Here is a 19034-nt window from a genome sequence, read left to right on the forward strand (position 1 = left end):
TTCCTCGTTTCGGACTGGGGAAAGCGGTATCGTCCACCGAACGCCTAGAATAGGAAAAGTTGAATTTCCTGATTGCCAGATTCAGTTTTCCTGAACGAGAGGTGGGAATGCGCGAGATCAGCCTGGACCGACTGCGTACGCTGGTCGCGATCGCCGACCAGGGATCCTTCGTGGCCGCCGCGCAACTGCTTCATCTGGCGCCGCCGACCGTCAGTCTTCATGTCGCCGAACTCGAAAGCCGCATCGGCGCGCCGTTGCTGTCGCGCACGCGCGGCAACGTGCAGCCGTCGGCCATCGGGGCCGTGCTGGTGGAGCGGGCGCGCCGTTTGCTGGCTGAAGTCGAGTCGACACTCGACGACGTGGAGCGGCAAGTGCAGGGGCTGACCGGGCGGGTGCGCCTCGGCGCGTCGACCGGGGCGATCGCCCATCTGTTGCCGCAGGCGGTGGCCCGGTTGCGCGAGCGGCATCCGGACATCGATGTCCAGATCGCCGTGCTCACGTCGCACGACACACTGGCGCGCATTGCACAGGGCACGCTCGACGTCGGGCTGGTTGCGTTACCGCAGCCGGCGGTCGCGGGGCTGTCGATCCGCGCGTGGCGGCGCGATCCGGTGCTGGCCTTCCTGCCTGCGGACTGGCAGCTTCCGGCGCGTGTAACGCCGGGCTATCTGGCCGCACGGCCGCTGATTCTCAACGATTCGACCACCCGCCTGTCGCGGCTCACGACGGAATGGTTTGCGCGCGGCGGCCATCGGCCCGAGCCGCGTATCGAACTCAACTACAACGATGCGATCAAGAGTCTGGTCGCCGCGGGTTACGGTGCGACGCTACTGCCGCACGAGGCGGGCGCCTCGCTGCCCGACGCACGCATCGTGATGCGGCCGCTGCGTCCGGCGTTGTGGCGCGAGTTGGGTATTGCCCATCGGGCAGGCCCGGTCGAGCGCTCGACACAGCACGTGCTCGACGCGTTATGGGCGCTCGGCGCGCGATAGGGAACCGTACCGCCGTTCAGAACGCACGCCGCGGCGCCGAATCGACGGGACGCGGCGCAGGCGCCATACCGAATGCTTCGGCATGGCGACCGGTGCGGCCACGTAGGGCATGGCTCATGCCGGCGCGCGGCCGAAGCCCGTTACAGCCGGTTGTCCTTCGCGAGCATCAGCACGCGGGCCCAGCGCTGTGCATCGCGCTTGTCCATCATCGGCAGTTTCCATTCGCCGCGCACGGCGTCGCGCACGCGCACGACCAGATGCCAGCGGCCGTCGATCGGCGCGGCCTCGCAGCCGTCGAGCTGCGACAGCGTATAGCGGCCGTCCGCGCCGTCATGCGACAGCCACAGCAGCCCCTGCGTCGCGGACACGCGCACCTCGCCCCATGCGCGATGGACGATGTGGGTCCAGCCTTGCTCCTTCGTGTTCGGCGCGATGTCGCGGCGGCGTTTGATCCACCACGCGATCAGCGTGATCAGGACCGCGCCGGCGAGTGCGGCGGCCGCGATCGCGACCGGCTGGCCGAACTGCGCGGCGATGACGTGAAACAGGTGAACCGCGCCCCATCCAATGGCGATGAGCGCGAACAGCGCAATGAAAATCGGCATGTCGAATCGGAAAAGAGGACGGGCCGGCGCAGGCAGCGCGCCGGCCCATCGCATACGGCATTACCGGCGGCGGTGAATGTCGTGCGTGACGAAGCCCGCGTCGTTGACGGGCAGCGCGAGGCCGTCCTTGACTGCGAGCGTCTTGCGGATGTCGTCGAGACCCGCGGACCAGTGATCGCGCATCGTCGACAGACCGAACTGATAGTCCTTGTAGTGGTGCTCGTACGCCTTCTGCTGATAGATCAGGTGCTGGATATTGTACTTCTTCCCGCTCGACATCGACTCAGCCTCGACGCACCACGGGTCGTTCTTGCGCTGCTCTTCCGGCACCTGCTCGAGCACGTGGCGCAGCACGTTGCGGTAGCGCTGTTCGCGCTGCAGCGTGTCGGTGACGAAACGCGTGCGGCTCGAGTACTGCACGTCCTTCGTGCGTTCCGCGACGTCGGCCATCGTGCGCGGCAGCGGCCCACGTGCGCTCCACAGATCGACCTGGAACGCGAGCGTGTCGCGGCGCGGACGCGCGCGCAGCACTTCCATCAGCGGCGTGTTCGACACGACGCCGCCGTCCCAGTAGTACTCGCCGTCGATCTCGACGGGCGGGAACGCGGGCGGCAGCGCGCCGGACGCCATGAAGTGCTCGGGCGCGAGGCGGATGCGCGAGTTGTCGAAGTACACGAAGTTGCCGGTGCCGACGTTGACCGCGCCGACCGACACGCGCGTCTCGCCCGAGTTGATCCGGTCGAAATCGCACAGCTTCAGCAGCGTCGCGCGCAGCGCCGACGTGTCGTACCAGCTGATCTTTTCCGGGTGATCGGACACGCCCGGCAGCGGCGGCGGGAAGCGCGGCACGAAGAAGCCCTGTTGGCCCTGCATCATCGCGCTCGCGGCCTGCGATGCGGTGAAGAACGTGCGGATCTGGTCGATGCTGTTGAACAGCGCGAATTCGAACGCGGCCGGCATCGCGGGAAAGAACGCCGGCTGGCAGATCGTTTCCCAGAATTCGCGCAGCCGCTCGACGCGATGTTCGGGTGCATTGCCGGCGATCAGCGCGGTGTTGAGCGCGCCGATCGAGATGCCGGCGATCCAGTCGAGCGGAACGCCCGCTTCGTGCAGCCCTTCGAATACGCCGGCCTGATACGCGCCGAGTGCGCCGCCGCCCTGCAGGACGAGCGCGATCGTTTCGTACGGCAGTGACCGCGCAGCGGCCGGCGCGCCGGCTTCGTGATGCAGGTCCGCCGCATCGACGGCCTGCTTTTCTGTACGCGCGTGCGGTTTCATCAGTTGCTCCGAGAAATCCCGCCGTGGATGGCGGAGACGGATGGCGTGACGTCGACCGACGGTACGCCATCGTGAGTCGTGAGAATAAGGCGGTGGTGCGGGAATCGCCTCCCGTCAGGGAGGCGAAGAAGACATTACTGCATGAACCAGCCGTGGCTGACGATGAACGACTGCCCCGTGAGCGCCGCGCTCGGGAACGCCGACAGGAACAGCACCGTCTGCGCGACGTCCTGCACCGTCGTGAACACGCCATCGACCGTGTTGCCGAGCATCACCTTCTTCACCACTTCCTCTTCGCTGATCCCGAGCTCCTTCGCCTGCTCCGGAATCTGCTTGTCGACCAGCGGCGTGCGCACGAAACCCGGACACACGACGTGCGAGCGCACGTTGTGCTTCGCGCCTTCCTTCGCCAGCACGCGCGCGAGGCCCAGCAACCCGTGCTTGGCCGTCACGTACGCCGACTTCAGCGGCGACGCCTCGTGCGAGTGCACCGAACCCATATAGATCACGACGCCGCCGCGATCGTCCTTGTACATGTGCTTGAGCGCGGCCTTGGTCGTCAGGAACGCGCCGTCGACGTGGATCGCCTGCATCTTCTTCCAGTCGGAGAACGAGTAGTTCTCGATCGGATTGACGATCTGGATGCCTGCGTTCGACACGAGGATGTCGACCGAGCCGAACGTTTCGGCAACCTTGTCGATGCCACTGTTCACGGCTTCCTCGTTCGTCACGTCCATCGCGACGCCGATCGCCTTGCCGCCCGCCTTGTTGATCTCGTCGGCAACCGCATTCGCGCCATCCTGGTTCAGGTCGGCGATCGCGACGGCCGCACCCGCCTTCGCGAGCTCCAGTGCGATTTCCTTGCCGATGCCGCTTGCGGCGCCCGTGACGACTGCGGTCTTGCCATTCAGGTTGCTCATTTCGAATTTCCCGTGGTGAAAGGATTGACAGGAGAAAGGACTGCGGACGTGTTACTGAGCCAGGTAATCGTAGACGACTTCGCCGAGGCCGAGTGTCAAATCCGCGACGATATGGCGGGCTTCGACGATCTCCAGCACCGGCAGGTCGGCTACCGGCGCTAGTGCGTGCGGTGCCAGTTCGAGCGAGGCAGGGCCCGTCCACGCGCCCTTCATCTTGATGTCCTGCATGTAGTAGCGCACCAGTTCGCATACGCGCGCGGTGCCGTCGACGTGCGGGATGATCTTCAGCAGGAAGTTCGGGCCGGCGAGGCGCTTCGTCTGCTCGTCGATGTCGAGTTCCTTGTGCTTGTAGCCCATCGTGCCGGTCGCGACGCGCACCTTGCCGTAGTCGAGCGTGCCCAGGATGTGATCGGTGTTCACGTGCAGCGTGGGCGACGCGAGCTTCTTCGGGAAGCCCCACAGCTCGCGGCCGCCGGCGATCGGCGGGTGATCGTCGAGATACATCGCGAGTGTGTAGCCGCCGGCCTGGCCGTTGTATTCGACGGGGATCACCTGGCCGCTCTCGGTGTAGTCGCCGAAGCCGGTCGAATCGGCCATGCGAATGAATTCGTAATGCACGAGCGGCTCGGTGATCTGCAGCGGCTCGGGGACTATCTCGCGCAGACGGTCCGGATCGGTGCGATACGTGATGATCAGGAACTCACGATCGACGAAACGGTACGGGCCCATCGGGAACGCAGGGCTGGTCAACGGCATCGCAAACGCTTTCGATCGGACATCGCTCGGTTTCATGCGGACTCCTTGTTGTTGATCGCTTCGTGGATGAGTGCTCGTAAGCTCGTAATCCTATGCCTGTGCGTTGCCGTTGTGCGATGCCGCATATGGAATTAATTGTTGCCGATTTCGAATCGTTTGCCGCGTAAATATTGAGGCGACCGGCACAAACGACGTCGACGGCGCCCGGCGGCCCGATGCTCGCACGTGCCGATGACGCCACGATGTGAAAAAGGTGAGCCTTTACAGGACGGGTGGTGAGCTTTTACGGGAGGCAGTCGCGCTGGAATGTGACAATTGTGTGAACTTGTGTTGCAGTGCAGGTTCTAAGTGCGTTCGCGCGCGACGCACGGGGGCGGTTCGGATCACCGTCGCCCCCCGTATTAAGCAACGCTTAAGCGAGTGAGCACTAACATCGTTCGCATCCGACCGGCCTGCCCGGTCCAATCATTAGGCCCCCGGATTCATGCAGAACCTCAATCTCACCCTGTTTTCCGCCATCAATGCCGGCGCTGCACCGCACCCCGGCGTTGCCCACCTCGCGGTCCTCGCCGCCGACTGGCTCGTCTATGCGCTGCCCGTGATGCTGCTGCTGACCTGGATCTTCGGCGAGCGCCCGACGCGGCGACAGGCGATCGAAGCCGGCGTCGGCACGTGCGTGGCGCTCGCGCTCGCGCAGGTGCTCGGGCATTTCTGGTTCTCGCCACGGCCGTTCATGGCCGGCGTCGGCACGCAACTGATCCCGCATGCGCCGGACAGCTCGTTTCCGAGCGATCACATGACGTTCGCGTGGAGTCTCGCGGTCGGCATGATGCTCGCCGGCACCACGCGGCTGACCGGATTCGTGATGGCCGCGATGGCTGTCGCGATTGCCTGGGGTCGTGTGTATGCGGGTGTGCACTGGCCGTTCGACATGGCCGGCGGCGTGCTGGTCGGCACTGCCGGCGCGCTGGCAGTGCACCTGTACGGGCAACGCGTGGTCGAGCTGCTCGAACGGATCGGCGACGTGGTGCACGCGGTGATGATGGGACATGAGCGCACGCCCTGAGCGGGAGAACGACTCGGGTAAAACTTCGGCCGGACGCCGTCAACCAGGCGTCTTGGCCGTTTCGGCCGATCCCGACGTGCCGCCGCCTGCTTCATGCAGTTCAGGCGTTTCGCCTGGGTGCTGGGCGGTGTCGCGTTCGAGAGAACTTTCCTTCAGGATCGCGCACATCGCGACGAACAACGCGAGCGCGACGGCCGCCAGGCCGCAATAGCCGGCGATCTTCAGGTTGCGAAGGAAAGGCGAAGCGTGGCTTTCTTTTGTCATGACCGGGCGCTCCTGGGCGGGCTGCGGTGGCTGTCGTCCGACAGCGGCGTCGCAGACATACATATATACCAGCCACGCCGCCGATGCCAAGCCCGCCGATGCGCGGGCGCCCATTCGCGTCAGTCTTCCAGCGTTTCATGCACGGCCGCCGCGCCGCGCTTCCAGTATGCCGCCGCGCGGATGCGCGATTTGTCCACGCCGCGCTCGCCGGTCAGGTGCAGGCGCACCGCGCGCATCGACTGCGCTTCACCCGCCGCCCAGACGTAGCCGTCGCCGGAGGACGGCAGCGGCAGCTCGCGTACCGCATTGAGCAGCATGTCGCCGTCCGCCGTGTCGGCTTCGGCGCGAAAGCGCCAGATTTCATGCACGTCTGCGCGCGTATCGAATGCGATCTGCGCGGTGCGATCCGCGACTTCCAGCACGACCGCCGCACGCGCGCCGGCCGGCAATTGCCCGAGACGCCGCGCGACCGCCGGCAGCGCCGTATCGTCGCCGATCAGCAGGTGCCAGTCGAAATCGATTGGGACCACGAATGAACCGCGCGGGCCGCCGATGCCGAGCCACTGGCCGACGCGCGCCTGCGCCGCCCACTGCGATGCGGGACCTGGATGGTTCAGCACGAATTCCAGATCGAGTTCGCAGGCGGCGCGGTCGAAGCGACGCGGCGTGAAATCGCGTGCGATCGGCTTCGGTTCGCCTTCGGGAAACTCGGGGCCGTTCGTGCCGAGCGTCGGCATTGCGGGCCGCTCGGTGCCGGGCGGCGGGAAAAACACCTTCACGTGATCGTCGAACGAAGACGATTCGAAATCCGCGAGGTCGGGGCCGCCGAGCGTGACACGCAGCAGATGCGGCGTCACGGCGTGCACGCGCACGACCTGCAGCAGGCGGAACTTGAGGGTATGGCGCACGCGGGTGACGGCGCGTTCGGATGTGTTCTGCATCAATCCGTTCTCCTATGGTTTCGACGGAGCGGCGCGCGTTACGCGCCCGCGCCGCCTTCGATTTCGGCCGTCGCGCGGCGCATGATCGCCGCGATGCGCCGCTGTTCGTCGGCATCGGCGGCGCTCTTGTGGAGCAGCGCCCGCTTCAGCGCGAGGCGGGCTTCGACGAACTCCGGCAGCCAGCCGGGTTGCGCTTCGTCCGGTGCCTCGCTGCCCGCCGATTCGCCGGCGAACGCGCGGCGCATGAATTCCATCTTGCGTGCGAGGTGCGTGAGGCGCGCGAACAAGGTATCGACGCGTTCGCGCTGCGCATCGAGATGCGCGCGGCCGGCGTCGGTCAGCGCATAGCGCTTGCGGTTGCCTTCCGCCTGCGACGCGACGAAGCCGACTTCCTCGAGATACGTGAGCGCCGGGTACACCATGCCGGGGCTCGGGCTGTAGAAACCGCTCGAGCGGGTGTCGAGCGCCTTGATCAGTTCGTAGCCGTGGCTCGGCTGCTCGGCGACCAGCGCAAGCAGCAGCAGCTGGAGATCGTCGGAGCTGAACTGGCGGCCGCGCGGCATGCCGTCGTCGCCGAAATCGCCAAAGCCGCCGCGTCCGCCACGGCCACCGAACGGACCACCGCCGCCAAACGAGTCGTGGCCGCGACGATGGCGGCCGATCGCGTGCCAGAGGCCGGCGAACCAGTCAGGGCCGGCATGCGCACCATGACCGTCGCATCGGGCATGGCCGCGGGAGGGGATGTGTCGCATGATCGTGTCCTGTATGTCGTAAAACATATCTAAAGATATATATCGAAAGATAGGGTGTCAAGGACGATATTTAGGGGAGGATCGTGACGAGCGTAGCCACTCGCCGGCGCAGCTATTGTGAGGAGCGAGGGGCAGCATCTTTGCGAACGCGTCGCAGATCAGGTACAGATGGTTTGCATTCGCCATGGTATTCATCGACGAGATGCAAGACACATCATGGGACCAGGAATCCTTCCTGAACCGCATTTTCGATGGCAAGTCGGTGATGCAGCGGTTCGGAGATATCGACCAGAAAATTCTCCTGGATGGAGGAGAACGCAGACCAACTCACGTTCCCTCGTCAGGGACACGGATGCATCAGCACGAGCAAAAGATTCGGTGACGCAATTGCGCACGCCGTGGGCAGCGTCGGCATGAGTGAGTGGCGAAGCGGTTATCGGGGAAGGTGCGGATGCTTGAAAGCGGGACCGTCGGCATCGGTGACGATCCCCAAAATACGTTCGATATGCAGCGCCGCATCGGCGGCGACACAGGAACGAGTTCGATTGGGGCCCAATCCGCGCTGGCGTTGATGATGGACTACGGCGACGGCAAGACCAGCGCGTTGATCGATCTGCGCGCTCCGTTGCACGCCACGATCGTCATGCTGACGCCGCCGAATGTCGCGTCCCGGCATACGTATCCGCAGACATTCAGTTGGAGCTTCTAGGGAGCGCCAGCAACCACGTTTGAGTCCGGCCGATCGTCCCCCATGTTCCGATGCGCGCCACGATACGCCCCCGGACTACACCCGAACCGCACCTTGAACGCGCGCCCGAAATGCGTGATGTCCGAAAACCCGCACGCGATCGCCAGTTCCAGCAACGTGCGATTGGTGTCGGCCGGATCTTCCAGCGCGCGGCGGCTTGCCTGAAGCCGATATTCCTGAATCAGGCTCTGCGGTGTCCGCTCGGTTGCCGCCAGCGCGCTGTACAGCGTGCGCCGCGACACGTTCAGCGCGCTTGCCAGCTTGTCCGGCGACAAGTCGGGATCGCTGTAGTGGTGCGACAGGTAGATTTCCGCGTTCATGCGCAGGGTAGCGCTGCGCGCATCCGCGCCGGTCAGCGAATCGCTCGCCTCGCGTCGAATCACCGAATCGAGCAGCATCAGCGTCGACTGCTCGAAGCCGAACAGGCTTTCCGGGTCATTCGGCACCTGCCCATCCATCAGGTAATGGATCGATTGAAGGGCCAATTGTGCATTGCCGACGGTCCTGCGCACCTGCACGCCCGCGCGCTCCACGAACCAGCGCCACATCGTGCCGCTTCTCGGCGGCGTCAGTGCGGCGACGAAGCGCGACGCGTTCGTTGATTCGATCATGTACGGCTGCGTCGCATCGTAGATCACCCACTCGCCGGGATTGACGGTCGACGTCGCGTTACGCTGCGTGACGCGGCTTTGTCCGGCGATCTGGAACAGGATCTTGTAGCAATCGCTGTCGGCGCGCGACGCGAGCGAGCGGTCGCGATCGACGCGGATCGCGGTGGTGTCGACCTCCGCCATGCGCAGGCCGCCAACCGTGGCAACGCGCACCGACATCCGGAACTGCGGGCCGGTATCGTGAAAGACCAGCGGCAGGAAGCTGTCCGCGATCAGGTCGCGCAGATTCGCGCTGCTGTTGCTGGCGTCGACGACGAGTTCGTGTGCCATTGCCGGATGAGGGGGAGAGCCGGGGAACGCGTCAAGGTTAATGCAAATGGCCGGGACGCGCGTTCAGACGCAGCCATTGTCGGGAGCCCGGCCCCGCAACGTCAATCGTGGTTTCTCCACGTTCCCCAAGGTCGCCGCCGCGCGGCACCGATCTGCACGCTGAAGCCAAAAGTATGCACGCAACGCCGATCGGCGCTTGCGGCGCGTCCCTAGAATCGAAAGGCGATCGGCAAGCTGTCCTGTCGAATCGGGTGTGCGCTTGCACGCAGCCCGTCGGCGCGTCGAATCGCACGGGCTGGCTCGCGCCATGAAAAACAACCACCGATTTTCAAGGAGACCCCGCCGAAGGCTGGGCGACGAACGCATGCGGCGGCAGCACGCGCCGGCGAACGTCGTGCGGACGACAGCGGGCGCATACCAGGATGTCCGATAGAACATTCGACTACATCGTCATTGGCGCCGGCTCGGCGGGCTGCACGATCGCGACCCATCTCGTCGAGCGCCGCAAGGGCACTGTGCTGCTGCTGGAGGCGGGCGGCCACGACAAGGATCTGTTCATCCACATGCCGGGCGGGCTCGCGAAAGCCATTCCGCGCCACACGTGGCCGTATGCGGCCGAGCCGTCGGACGACGTGAAGGGTCGCTCGATCGCGGTGCCGCAGGGGCGCGTGCTCGGCGGCTCGAGCTCCGTCAACGGGATGCTGTACGTGCGCGGGCACCGCAACGACTACGATCGCTGGGAGACCGAGTTCGGCTGCAAGGGCTGGGGCGCGGACGACATGCTGCGCTACTTCGCGAAGGCGGAGAACAACGAATCGCTGACTGCGCCCTATCACGGCAACAACGGGCATCTGCAGGTCACCGAGATCCGCTATCGCCATCCGCTGTCGCAGGCGTTCGTGCGGGCGGGCCAGCAGATGGGGCTCGACTACCTGGTCGACTACAACGGCGAGCGGCAGGAGGGCGTCGGGTTCTATCAGGCGACGATCTTCAACGGCGAGCGCGGCTCGACGGCGGCGACCTACCTGCGCTCGATCCGCAACCGTCCGGAACTCAGCCTCGAAGTCGATGCGCTGGTCGAGCGCGTGGAAATCGAAGGCGGCCGCGCGACCGGCGTCACGTATCGGCAGGGCAACCGTCGCGTGACCGCGCGCGCCCGGGCGGAAATCATCGTGTCGGCCGGCGCGATCGGCTCGCCGAAGATCCTGCAGTTGTCCGGCATCGGGCCGCAAAAGGTGCTCGAGGACGCCGGCGTGCAGGTCCGGCACGTGCTGCCGGTGGGCGAGAACTTTCACGATCACCTGCACATGTCGGTCAATGCGACGATCCGCACGCCGGTGTCGCTCTATGGCCAGGACAAGGGATGGCGTGCGCTGAAGCATGGCATCCAGTGGAAGTGGTTCCGCTCGGGCATCCTGACCTCGCCGGTGCTCGAAGGGTTCGCGTTCGTCGATACCTGCGGGCAGGGGCAGCCGGACGTCCAGTTCCATTTCCTGCCGACGATCGATTCGTTCGACGATCCGATCGGCGTGACGGCGGGTCGCACGCACGGCATCACGATCAAGACCGGCCATCTGCAACCGTATTCGCGCGGCCGCGTGACGATCCGCTCGTCGAACCCGCAGGCGCTGCCGCGCATCGACGGCGGCTACCTGGCCGATCGCCGCGACGTCGACGGCCAGATCCGGGCCGCGAAGCTCGCGCTGAAGATCCTGCGCCAGCCGGCGCTCGCGGATCACGTCGACGAGATCTTCTCGCCGGACTGTCCGCCCGACGACGACGCGCGGATCGAGGACTGGGTGCGTGGCGCGGCGAAGACGGTCTATCACCCGGTCGGCACCTGCCGGATGGGCACGGATGCGGCGTCGTCCGTCGTCGATCCGCAGCTGCGCGTGCACGGTATCGCGGGGCTGCGCGTGGCCGACAGCTCGACGATGCCGAGCATCCCGAGCGGCAACACGAACGCGCCGACCATCGCACTCGCCGAGAAGGCGTCGGACCTGATCGCCAGCGCGGCCTGAATGGGCCTTTCACGTTCAATTCAATTTCAGGAGGAGTACAGATGGCATTGGTTCGGATGCTGGATGAAGTCAACGCGTTTCTCGCGCGCGAACACGGTCATTACATCGACGGCCGCGCAGTGGCCGGCCGCGGCGAACGGATCGACGTGCGCAATCCGGCGACGCGTGCTGTGATCGGCTCCGTCGCGCAGGCGACCGACGACGACGTCGAGGCCGCGATCGCGTCTTCGCATCGCGCGTTCCGCGGCGCGTGGGCAAACCTCATGCCGGCCGATCGCGAGCGCATCCTGCTGCGCTTCGCAGACCTGATCGAAGCACACGGCGAAGAGATCGCACAGATCGAAACCGCGCAGTCGGGCAAGCTGATCGGGCTGTCGCGCGTGATCGAAGTCGGCTGGTCCGCCCGCTGGTTGCGCTATTACGCGGGCTGGGCCACGAAGATTGCGGGCGAAACGCTCGCCCCGTCGTTTCCGAGCATGAACGGCGAGCGCTACACGTCGTTCACGCTGCGCGAGCCGCTGGGCGTCGTGTTCGGGATCATTCCGTGGAATTTCCCGGTGATGATCCCGGTGTGGAAATTCGGTGCGGCGCTCGCGACCGGCAACACGGTGCTCATCAAGTCGTCGGAGTTCACGCCGCTCACGATGCTGCGCATCGCCGAGCTGGCGACGGAAGCGGGGTTGCCGCCCGGCACGCTCAACGTGATCAACGGCACCGGCCGGGTCGGCTCAAAGGTGATCGGCGATCCGCGTGTGGCGAAGGTGTCGTTCACGGGTTCGGTGCCGACTGGCCGCATCATCGGCGAGGAAGCCGTCAACGCGAACTTCACGCGCTTCACGCTCGAGCTGGGCGGCAAGAATGCGGCGGCGTTCCTGCCGGATACGCCGGTCGACAGGATCCTGGACGGCATCGTCGAGGCCGGGTTCCTGCATAGCGGGCAGGTGTGTGCGTCGGCCGAACGGTTCTTCGTGCATCGTTCGAAGTTCGATGAGGTGGTCGAGAAGCTGAAGGCGCGCCTGGACAGCTTCCAGCCGGCCGATCCGATGGACGACGCCGGGATGATCGGCCCCGTCTGCAACGAGCCGCAATTCCGCAAGTGCGTCGACGCGTTCGACCTTGCGCGCTCGGAAGGCGACACGATCGTCACCGGCGGCGGCGCGTATGCGCGTGACGGCTTCTACGTGAAGCCGACGATCGTGCTGCCGCGCTCGCTGGAATCGGCTTCGTATCGCAAGGAGATCTTCGGGCCGGTCGGCGCGTTCGTGCCGTTCGACGAAGAAGAAGAACTGATCGCGATGATGAACGACACGCCGTTCGGGCTGACCGCGAGCCTGTGGACGAACGATCTCTCGAAGGCGCTGCGCTACGTGCCGCGCATCGAAGCCGGCACCGTGTGGGTGAACATGCATACGCTGGTCGACCCGGCCGTTCCGTTCGGCGGCGCAAAGGGGTCCGGTGTCGGCCGCGAATACGGATCGTCGTTCATCGACGCTTATACCGAGCCGAAATCGGTGACGATTCGGTTCTGAGGACGCAGCACCACACGTACAGCCCGCCCGGCGTGGACCGGGCGGGCGTTACCGTCCGAGGTCCAGGTGCCTCGGAGTCGCGAGCCAGGCGCATTTCAGCCGCGCGACGGGCTCGTCGCAGGGCGTGGTCAATCGATGAAGGACCCGGGCGGGCGAACCACCGACTGCGCGATTTCACCGACCGGCCCGTTGCCGGCGACGTCAGACCGCGCTGGCCTCGTCGATCTTGCGGATATCTTCGTCATCGAGCTTCACTCGGATTGCTTCGCCGAGCAGTGCGAGCTGCGAGAGCGACGTCGCACTCGCGATCGGCGCGGTGATCGTCGGCCGCGCGATTTGCCACGCGAGCGCGATCGCGGCCGGTTGCGTGCCGTGCTTCGCCGACACGTCGTCGAGCGCCGCGAGAATGCGCAGGCCGCGTGCGTCGAGATAGCCGGCGACGCGATCGCCGCGCACGCTCTTCTTCAGGTCGGCCTCGCTACGGTATTTGCCCGACAGGAAGCCGCTCGCGAGCGCGTAGTAGTTGACGACGCCAAGCTTCAGGTCGCGCACGACCGGTTCGAGATCGCGCTCGTATTCGGCGCGATCGATCAGGTTGTATTCCGGCTGGATCACCTGGTACGCGGGCAGGCCGTCGCGCTTGCTGATGTCGGCGGCTTCGCGCAGGCGTGCGCCGCTGTAGTTCGACGCGCCGATGATGCGCACCTTGCCCGCGTCGATCAGCGTCTGGTAGGCGGCGAGCGTTTCTTCGAGCGGGGCCGTGTCGGCGAGATCGCGGTGCGAGAAATACAGATCGATGTAGTCGGTCTGCAGGCGGCGCAGCGAATCGTCGGCGGCCGTCAGGATGTTGTCCTTCGTCAGGCCGGCGCGCGCTTCGAGCAGACCGACTTTGGTCGCGATCACGACCTGGTCGCGCTTGCCGGAACGCTTGAGCCACTTGCCGATGATCGTTTCCGATTCGCCGCCGCTGTTGCCGGGCGCCCAGGCCGAATAGACGTCGGCCGTGTCGATGAAGTTGATGCCGGTGTCGGCGAGCGCGTCGAGCAGCGCAAACGATGCGGTCTCGTCGACGGTCCAGCCGAAGACGTTGCCGCCGAAGGCGAGCGGGGAAACCTGGATGTTCGACGTGCCGAGGGTACGTAGTGCCATGTTGCTCTCCGAAATCTGCGGGGTGAGGGGATCGAACGACGGGACCGGCCGAGTTGAGGGCGACGGGACGGGCAGATGGGTGAAGCGCCTTCGCCGTGGTCGCGGGACGCTCGAATATTCTCGCCGATCGATCGGAATCGTGCAGCGGACACGCGGCTGCCTGGACGGAGGACTTGCAGCGGATGGCGGATGCGTCATCCGCTATATCGATGATCCGTGCGGTTGCGTTCGATCGGGAACTGAATTTTGCTGTGGCAGGGCGCGGCAGGGAACGGGGGAGAGGCGAGTGGAAACCAGGCTTGCTGCGACGCTGCGTCGGAGCGGAACGAAAAACGGGCGGCCAGTCGCCGCCCACGATCGGTCGATGACCAAGCGCGTTACCGCAACTGCACGGCCGCCAGAAACAGCACCATGCTGCCGATCGCGCCGTCCAGCACGCGCCACGCGACGGCTTTGCGGAACCACGGCGCGAGCAGTCTCGCACCGTATCCGAGCCCGAGGAACCACACGACGCTGACCGACATCGCGCCGATCGCGAACGCGACGCGTGCGCCTTCCGGCTCGCGCGCGCCGGCCGTGCCGATCAGCAGGAACGTGTCGAGATACACGTGCGGGTTGAGCCACGTGAATGCGAGCGTCATCAGTACGATCGCGACTGCGCCCTGCGGCGGCGGCGCGACGGCGTCGCCGCGGACGTCGAGCGTTTCGTGTCCCGGCTTGAACGCACGGCGCAGCGCGTTCAAGCCGAACCATGCGAGATAGGCGAGGCCGACGTACAGCACCATGTGGACGAAGGTCGGATAGCGTTCGACGAGCACCGATGCGCCGCCTACACCCGCGCCGATCAGGATCATGTCGGACAGCGCGCACAGCAGCACGATCTTGCCGACATGCGAGCGCATGATGCCTTGCCGGAGCACGAAGGCGTTCTGCGCGCCGATGGTGACGATGAGCGACCCGCACAGGGCGGCGCCGTGGGAAAAAGCGATCCAGTTCATGATGGGAAGAGGGGAAGCAGTAGACGGGTGAATCGGTTGGCGCTAGTCTGCGGTCAGCGGCAACATAAGAGAAGCTAATTAAGCTAATGCAGATTAAGGAAATCTAATGCTCGACTACGCGTTGCTCGACGCCCTCGCGGCGGTGATCCGGCACGGTTCGTTCGAACGGGCAGCCAAGGAGCTGAACGTCACGCCGTCGGCGGTATCGCAGCGCGTGAAGCTGCTGGAGGAGCGCGTCGGCAGCGTGCTCGTCAAGCGCGGGCAGCCGTGCGTCGCAACGACGTCGGGCGCGCTGCTGTGTCGGCATACCGAACGCGTGCAATTGCTCGAGGCCGAGCTGGGCGGCCGGATGCCGGCATTACCGGGCCAGATCGCGAGTGCGTGGCCGACGTTGCGCGTGGCCGTCAACGACGACAGCGTCGCGACCTGGTTCATCGACGCGGTCGGGCCGTTCTGTACCGAGCGCGAGACCTTGCTCGACCTCGTGATCGACGACCAGGACTACACGGCCGCGCGCATTCGCGACGGCAGCGTGCAGGGCGCGGTGACCGCGCAGGCCGAGCCGATCCAAGGGTGCCGGTCGACGCGGCTCGGGCGCATCCGCTATCGCGCGGTGTGCTCGCCGGCGTTTTACGAACGTTATTTCGGCGCGGGTATCACGCGCGATGCGCTGCGCCGCGCGCCGTGCGTGATGTTCAATCCGAAGGACGGTTTGCAGGCGCGCTTCATCCGGCGCGTGACGCGCGCGGATCTCGATCCGCCGCAACACTGGATTCCGCACGTCGCGGGCTACCTGCGCGCGTGCGAAACGGGATTGGGATGGGGAATGTGCCCGGACCGGATGGTCGATCGCCAGCTGGCGGCGGGCGAACTGGTCGACATGTCGCGCGGGCGGACCGTCGATATCGAGCTGTACTGGCAGAGCTGGCGCCTGTCGATCGGCTGGCTCGACGATTTCAGCGCGGCGCTCAAGACACGTGCCGCGCTGTTTCTCGACTGATCGAAGCGGGAGAGGCGAGGGCGGCGCGTATCACACGCGCCGCGTGGGGTCAGACGTGGTGCAGGCCGTCGAAGTCGACGATCTGCACGAGGCGGCCGTGCATTTCGATCAGGCCGCGCTTCTGGAACTTCGACAGCGTGCGGCTGACCGTTTCGAGCGTCATGCCGAGATAGCTGCCGATGTCTTCGCGTGTCATCCGCAGGTTGAATTCCGACGGCGAGTAGCCGCGCTTCAGGTAGCGCGACGACACGTCGAGCAGGAACGCGGCGACGCGCTCTTCGGCGTTCAGCGAACCGAGCAGCATGGTTTGCGACGTTTCGCGCACGATCTGCTCACTCATCAGCTTGTGCATGCGCAGCTGCATCGAGCCGGCTTCCGAGCACAGCGACTTGAGCGCGCTGTACGGAATCACGCAGACCGAGCTGTCTTCCAGCGCGACGGCGGTGCGCGGGTGGGTATCGTCGCAGATGCCGTCGAGGCCGAGCGCTTCGCCCGCGAGGTGCAGGCCGGTGACCTGCTCGCGGCCGTCGTGGCGCGTGGCAACGGTTTTCAGCGAACCCGAGCGCACGGCGTACAGGTTGTCGAACGTGTCGCCTTCGCGGAACAGCGCCTCGCCACGCTTGACCGGGCGCGCCGCGCAGATGACCGACTCTAGGCGGCTGAGCGCTTCGGGTGCGAGGCCCTGCGGCATGCACAGGTGCCGCATTGCGCACGACGAGCAGTGCGGGGCCTGACGGGGCGCCCAGTTGCCTGCATGGGACGGGGCGGCGGGGCGCGTGGCGACGGGCGTCAACATGATCGTTTACTCCGGCATTGAATCGACGGAATCATTGTCCCACCGCAAGTTGCGGCTGTCGGGTGACAAAACGTCGCGACCGCGCGCCCATGCCGCGTGGCGTCGCAACGGCATGCGTGCATGCCGCCGCGTATCCACGGTACGCGCGCTAACGCCGCTCAGCCTTCCTGCTCGTCCGTGTGCGCGGCGGCCGGGATCAGCAGCACGGGCCGTGTCGCATGCCGCACGCATTGTTCGGCGATGCTGCCGAGCACGAGGCGGCGGAACCCGCGGCGGCCGTGCGTGCCGAGCACGAGCAGGTCGGCGTCGAATGCTTTTGCACCATCGAGTATCAGTGTCGACACGTCGTTGAGCGACGACGCCTCGCTCATCACCGTCTCGCCCTTCACGCCGGCCGCCTGCATCAGCTTCGTGAAATTCGCCGCGAGCGCATTGCCCTGCGCGACGAGCTGGTCGCGCAGCACGGACGGATCGTAGCCCGGCACGTTGTAGTAGATCGCGGCGTTCTCGACGACGTAGAACGGTTGCAGCTCGGCACCGTGCTCCTTCGCGAGTGCGAGGGCCGCATCGAACGCGTGGCGGGACGTGTCGCTGCCGTCGATGGCAACCAGAATGCGCTTGTACATAGTGTCTCCGTGTGGCGGGTTGAACGGAAGTCGGCCGAACGGCCGAGCGGGTCGTGCGTTGTTGGGAGGCAGAGTAAACCAACGGCAGGGGCTTTGCAGCGACGTGCCGGTCGTCGCGACCGCGGCGCTTCAGCCGTCGCCGCGGCGCGCAGCGATCGCCGGCCATGCGCGCGCGGCATGCTGCGTCGGGCGATGTGCACGACGGATCGCGACAGTTGCCGCGTAGTGACGATGCGCGAGCGTCGTGCGGATCCCGGATCGTCGCCGATAACGGTTGCGCGGGCATCGTCCGACGGTGCGGCGCACGAGCGCGCTCGAATCGCGCACTCCGCGTCGTCGACGTATGTCGATGACCGCCCCGCAAACCGCGAGCCTCACCGTCCATTGAATCGCATCCGCGTCGCACCGGCGTGACTTCGATCAACGTCTGTGCATCGACGTCGCTCGGGATCCGACACCGGGCGTTGCGAAACCGTGACGAGTGCAGAACCCGAACCGGTGCCGATATCAATACCGGCGCCGATTCGGAAGATCACGCTGTCGACACACCGATCGAGCAACCGATGCGCATCGGCCGTCGGCCCTGCTTCAACCCGGCAATCGAACGACCGATTCAAACGCCGCGCGCGCTATTTCGGCACCGCCGTGATTTCGATCACCCGTTCCGGCCGGCGTCCGTGGCCGGGCCAGTACGCGCTGCCGTACATCCGGTGAACCGGACCGAACCGCGCGTCGGCGGCGTGCGACGGCGCGTCGAACCCCTTCTCGATCACCATGTAGCCGGCACGCAGCGCGAACGCCGGGTGATTGCCGCCGGGCCGGCTGTCGAAGCCGGCGAAGCCGTCGCCGGCCTCGGGCATCGCGTTGACGAGCGACGCGTTGCTGCGCGTGATCTGGTCGGGCGAGAACGCGCCGCCGCTCGCGAGACGCGCGGCCTCGCGATTCTTGCCGTCGGTGTCGACGGTGCTGTCGTGCGTGTCGTCGTTGTCGAGTTCGATGCTGCGTGGATGCGCGGCGTGCGCTTGAGCTGACGTTTCCATCACGGCTCTCCTCGCGGCGAAGCGCTCCGGATCGAAGCAAATCCCGTTCCGGGCAAGACGGGGAAAACGGCGCGCGGGCGATCGCCGCAGTCGCACGGCGCGAACTGATTTGTCATGATTTATTTAAGCTAGAACACCCGTTTTCTACAGAGTATGATTCTTTTCCTGCGAAGCGGCGACAGGGGAAGCAGTCTCGCCGCCTCTGCCCGCGCCGGGGCGCCGCAGCACCCTTAAGACGGGTAGTGAACAACAAATCAAGGGACTAGAGGTGGCGGATTCATGCAAGCGACTACTGCTTTCACGCACCGCGGATATCTGTTGAATTGCGCGCCCGCGCGCGCCAGTGACGGTTCGTTCAAACCCTACGTCGTGATCTCCCGATCGAGCGATGGGGAGCTCGTTGCGAACCGTTTTTTCCCGACCGAGCTCCAGTTCAACGACGAAGGCGATGCGATCGCGCATGCGCGCGACTGGGCCGTGCGCTGGATCGACGCGAGCAGCATCACGATCTGACGCCGTCGCGTGGCGCCAGCATCGGCCGTCCGGCCGATCCTCCGGCGTGCCGCTGCCGGACGAAAACGCGGTAATCTTGCGGAACCCGTCACTTTATTA

Annotated in this window: 21 protein-coding genes; 8 read left to right on the forward strand and 13 right to left on the reverse strand. The window is 65.8% G+C overall.

All coding sequences use genetic code 11. The features are described from left to right. Nucleotides 1-107 precede the first annotated feature (107 nt). Nucleotides 108-992 carry a LysR family transcriptional regulator gene (locus AC1Z3W_RS01635; protein ID WP_124832558.1) on the forward strand — a complete coding sequence of 295 codons (885 nt, stop codon included), beginning with the start codon at nt 108-110 and terminating at the stop codon, nt 990-992. 140 nt (nt 993-1132) lie between these two features. Here the strand turns inward: AC1Z3W_RS01635 and AC1Z3W_RS01640 are convergent, their stop codons facing one another. The 4 genes from AC1Z3W_RS01640 to AC1Z3W_RS01655 form a co-directional block, all read right to left on the reverse strand. Beyond that, the gene (locus AC1Z3W_RS01640; protein WP_483506736.1) at nt 1133-1597 is read right to left on the reverse strand and encodes a signal peptide protein; all 465 of its coding nucleotides are present in this window, start codon (nt 1595-1597) and stop codon (nt 1133-1135) included. A gap of 60 nt (nt 1598-1657) precedes the next feature. Then, entirely contained in the window at nt 1658-2875 is a 1218-nt protein-coding gene (locus tag AC1Z3W_RS01645) for a patatin-like phospholipase family protein (RefSeq protein ID WP_057925444.1), read from the reverse strand. 134 nt (nt 2876-3009) lie between these two features. Further along, nucleotides 3010-3795, reverse strand: coding sequence for a 3-hydroxybutyrate dehydrogenase (locus AC1Z3W_RS01650; RefSeq protein ID WP_059238263.1), 786 nt, complete (start codon nt 3793-3795; stop codon nt 3010-3012). A 51-nt stretch (nt 3796-3846) separates the two neighbouring features. Further along, complete coding sequence (locus tag AC1Z3W_RS01655) at nt 3847-4587, reverse strand: acetoacetate decarboxylase (protein ID WP_057929476.1); 741 nt, start codon at nt 4585-4587, stop codon at nt 3847-3849. Between the two features lie 448 nt (nt 4588-5035). Here AC1Z3W_RS01655 and AC1Z3W_RS01660 point away from each other — a divergent pair, with 448 nt between their 5' ends. After that, nucleotides 5036-5617, forward strand: a complete 582-nt coding sequence (locus AC1Z3W_RS01660) for an undecaprenyl-diphosphatase (RefSeq protein ID WP_057929477.1) — start codon at nt 5036-5038, stop codon at nt 5615-5617. A gap of 39 nt (nt 5618-5656) precedes the next feature. Here the strand turns inward: AC1Z3W_RS01660 and AC1Z3W_RS01665 are convergent, their stop codons facing one another. From AC1Z3W_RS01665 to AC1Z3W_RS01675, 3 genes are all read right to left on the reverse strand, one after another. Next, on the reverse strand, nt 5657-5881 hold the full coding sequence (locus AC1Z3W_RS01665; RefSeq protein ID WP_057929519.1) for a hypothetical protein: 225 nt from the start codon (nt 5879-5881) through the stop codon (nt 5657-5659). 119 nt (nt 5882-6000) lie between these two features. Further along, nucleotides 6001-6822: a siderophore-interacting protein gene (locus tag AC1Z3W_RS01670; protein WP_483506739.1), complete on the reverse strand. Its 822-nt coding sequence runs from the start codon at nt 6820-6822 to the stop codon at nt 6001-6003. A gap of 38 nt (nt 6823-6860) precedes the next feature. Beyond that, entirely contained in the window at nt 6861-7574 is a 714-nt protein-coding gene (locus AC1Z3W_RS01675) for a PadR family transcriptional regulator (RefSeq protein WP_057929520.1), read from the reverse strand. Between the two features lie 184 nt (nt 7575-7758). Between AC1Z3W_RS01675 and AC1Z3W_RS01680 the strand changes: the two genes are divergently transcribed. Both AC1Z3W_RS01680 and AC1Z3W_RS01685 read left to right on the forward strand, forming a co-directional pair. Next, nucleotides 7759-7956 (forward strand): UvrD-helicase domain-containing protein, encoded by a 198-nt coding sequence (locus tag AC1Z3W_RS01680; RefSeq protein WP_057929479.1) that lies wholly within the window; start codon nt 7759-7761, stop codon nt 7954-7956. Between the two features lie 69 nt (nt 7957-8025). Continuing rightward, nucleotides 8026-8283 (forward strand): hypothetical protein, encoded by a 258-nt coding sequence (locus AC1Z3W_RS01685; RefSeq protein WP_483506742.1) that lies wholly within the window; start codon nt 8026-8028, stop codon nt 8281-8283. Here the strand turns inward: AC1Z3W_RS01685 and AC1Z3W_RS01690 are convergent. After that, entirely contained in the window at nt 8280-9263 is a 984-nt protein-coding gene (locus AC1Z3W_RS01690) for a helix-turn-helix domain-containing protein (protein WP_124835548.1), read from the reverse strand. The two genes, AC1Z3W_RS01685 and AC1Z3W_RS01690, sit on opposite strands and share 4 nt — an antisense overlap. A gap of 422 nt (nt 9264-9685) precedes the next feature. Between AC1Z3W_RS01690 and AC1Z3W_RS01695 the strand changes: the two genes are divergently transcribed. Together AC1Z3W_RS01695 and AC1Z3W_RS01700 are read left to right on the forward strand one after the other, a co-directional pair. Beyond that, nucleotides 9686-11284: a GMC family oxidoreductase gene (locus tag AC1Z3W_RS01695; protein WP_057929482.1), complete on the forward strand. Its 1599-nt coding sequence runs from the start codon at nt 9686-9688 to the stop codon at nt 11282-11284. A gap of 41 nt (nt 11285-11325) precedes the next feature. Beyond that, nucleotides 11326-12813 (forward strand): NAD-dependent phenylacetaldehyde dehydrogenase, encoded by a 1488-nt coding sequence (locus tag AC1Z3W_RS01700; protein WP_483506744.1) that lies wholly within the window; start codon nt 11326-11328, stop codon nt 12811-12813. Nucleotides 12814-13014: 201 nt separating this feature from the next. Here AC1Z3W_RS01700 and AC1Z3W_RS01705 read toward each other — a convergent pair whose 3' ends face one another. Both AC1Z3W_RS01705 and AC1Z3W_RS01710 read right to left on the reverse strand, forming a co-directional pair. After that, complete coding sequence (locus tag AC1Z3W_RS01705) at nt 13015-13962, reverse strand: aldo/keto reductase (protein ID WP_057929484.1); 948 nt, start codon at nt 13960-13962, stop codon at nt 13015-13017. A 377-nt stretch (nt 13963-14339) separates the two neighbouring features. Further along, nucleotides 14340-14960 (reverse strand): LysE/ArgO family amino acid transporter, encoded by a 621-nt coding sequence (locus tag AC1Z3W_RS01710; RefSeq protein ID WP_057929485.1) that lies wholly within the window; start codon nt 14958-14960, stop codon nt 14340-14342. Nucleotides 14961-15066: 106 nt separating this feature from the next. Between AC1Z3W_RS01710 and AC1Z3W_RS01715 the strand changes: the two genes are divergently transcribed. Further along, nucleotides 15067-15960, forward strand: coding sequence for a LysR family transcriptional regulator ArgP (locus AC1Z3W_RS01715; RefSeq protein WP_057929486.1), 894 nt, complete (start codon nt 15067-15069; stop codon nt 15958-15960). Between the two features lie 49 nt (nt 15961-16009). On the opposite strand, the gene fnr is transcribed toward AC1Z3W_RS01715, so the two are convergent. From fnr to AC1Z3W_RS01730, 3 genes are all read right to left on the reverse strand, one after another. Next, complete coding sequence (fnr, locus tag AC1Z3W_RS01720) at nt 16010-16756, reverse strand: fumarate/nitrate reduction transcriptional regulator Fnr (RefSeq protein WP_057929487.1); 747 nt, start codon at nt 16754-16756, stop codon at nt 16010-16012. A gap of 158 nt (nt 16757-16914) precedes the next feature. Beyond that, nucleotides 16915-17382, reverse strand: a complete 468-nt coding sequence (locus AC1Z3W_RS01725; protein ID WP_483506747.1) for a universal stress protein — start codon at nt 17380-17382, stop codon at nt 16915-16917. A gap of 629 nt (nt 17383-18011) precedes the next feature. Further along, entirely contained in the window at nt 18012-18422 is a 411-nt protein-coding gene (locus AC1Z3W_RS01730; protein WP_057929490.1) for a DUF3005 domain-containing protein, read from the reverse strand. Between the two features lie 279 nt (nt 18423-18701). Between AC1Z3W_RS01730 and AC1Z3W_RS01735 the strand changes: the two genes are divergently transcribed. Continuing rightward, nucleotides 18702-18935 carry a hypothetical protein gene (locus tag AC1Z3W_RS01735; protein ID WP_011659947.1) on the forward strand — a complete coding sequence of 78 codons (234 nt, stop codon included), beginning with the start codon at nt 18702-18704 and terminating at the stop codon, nt 18933-18935. The last annotated feature ends 99 nt before the right edge of the window (nt 18936-19034 follow it).

The sequence above is a fragment of the Burkholderia sp. 10_S31 genome, from assembly GCF_056930375.1.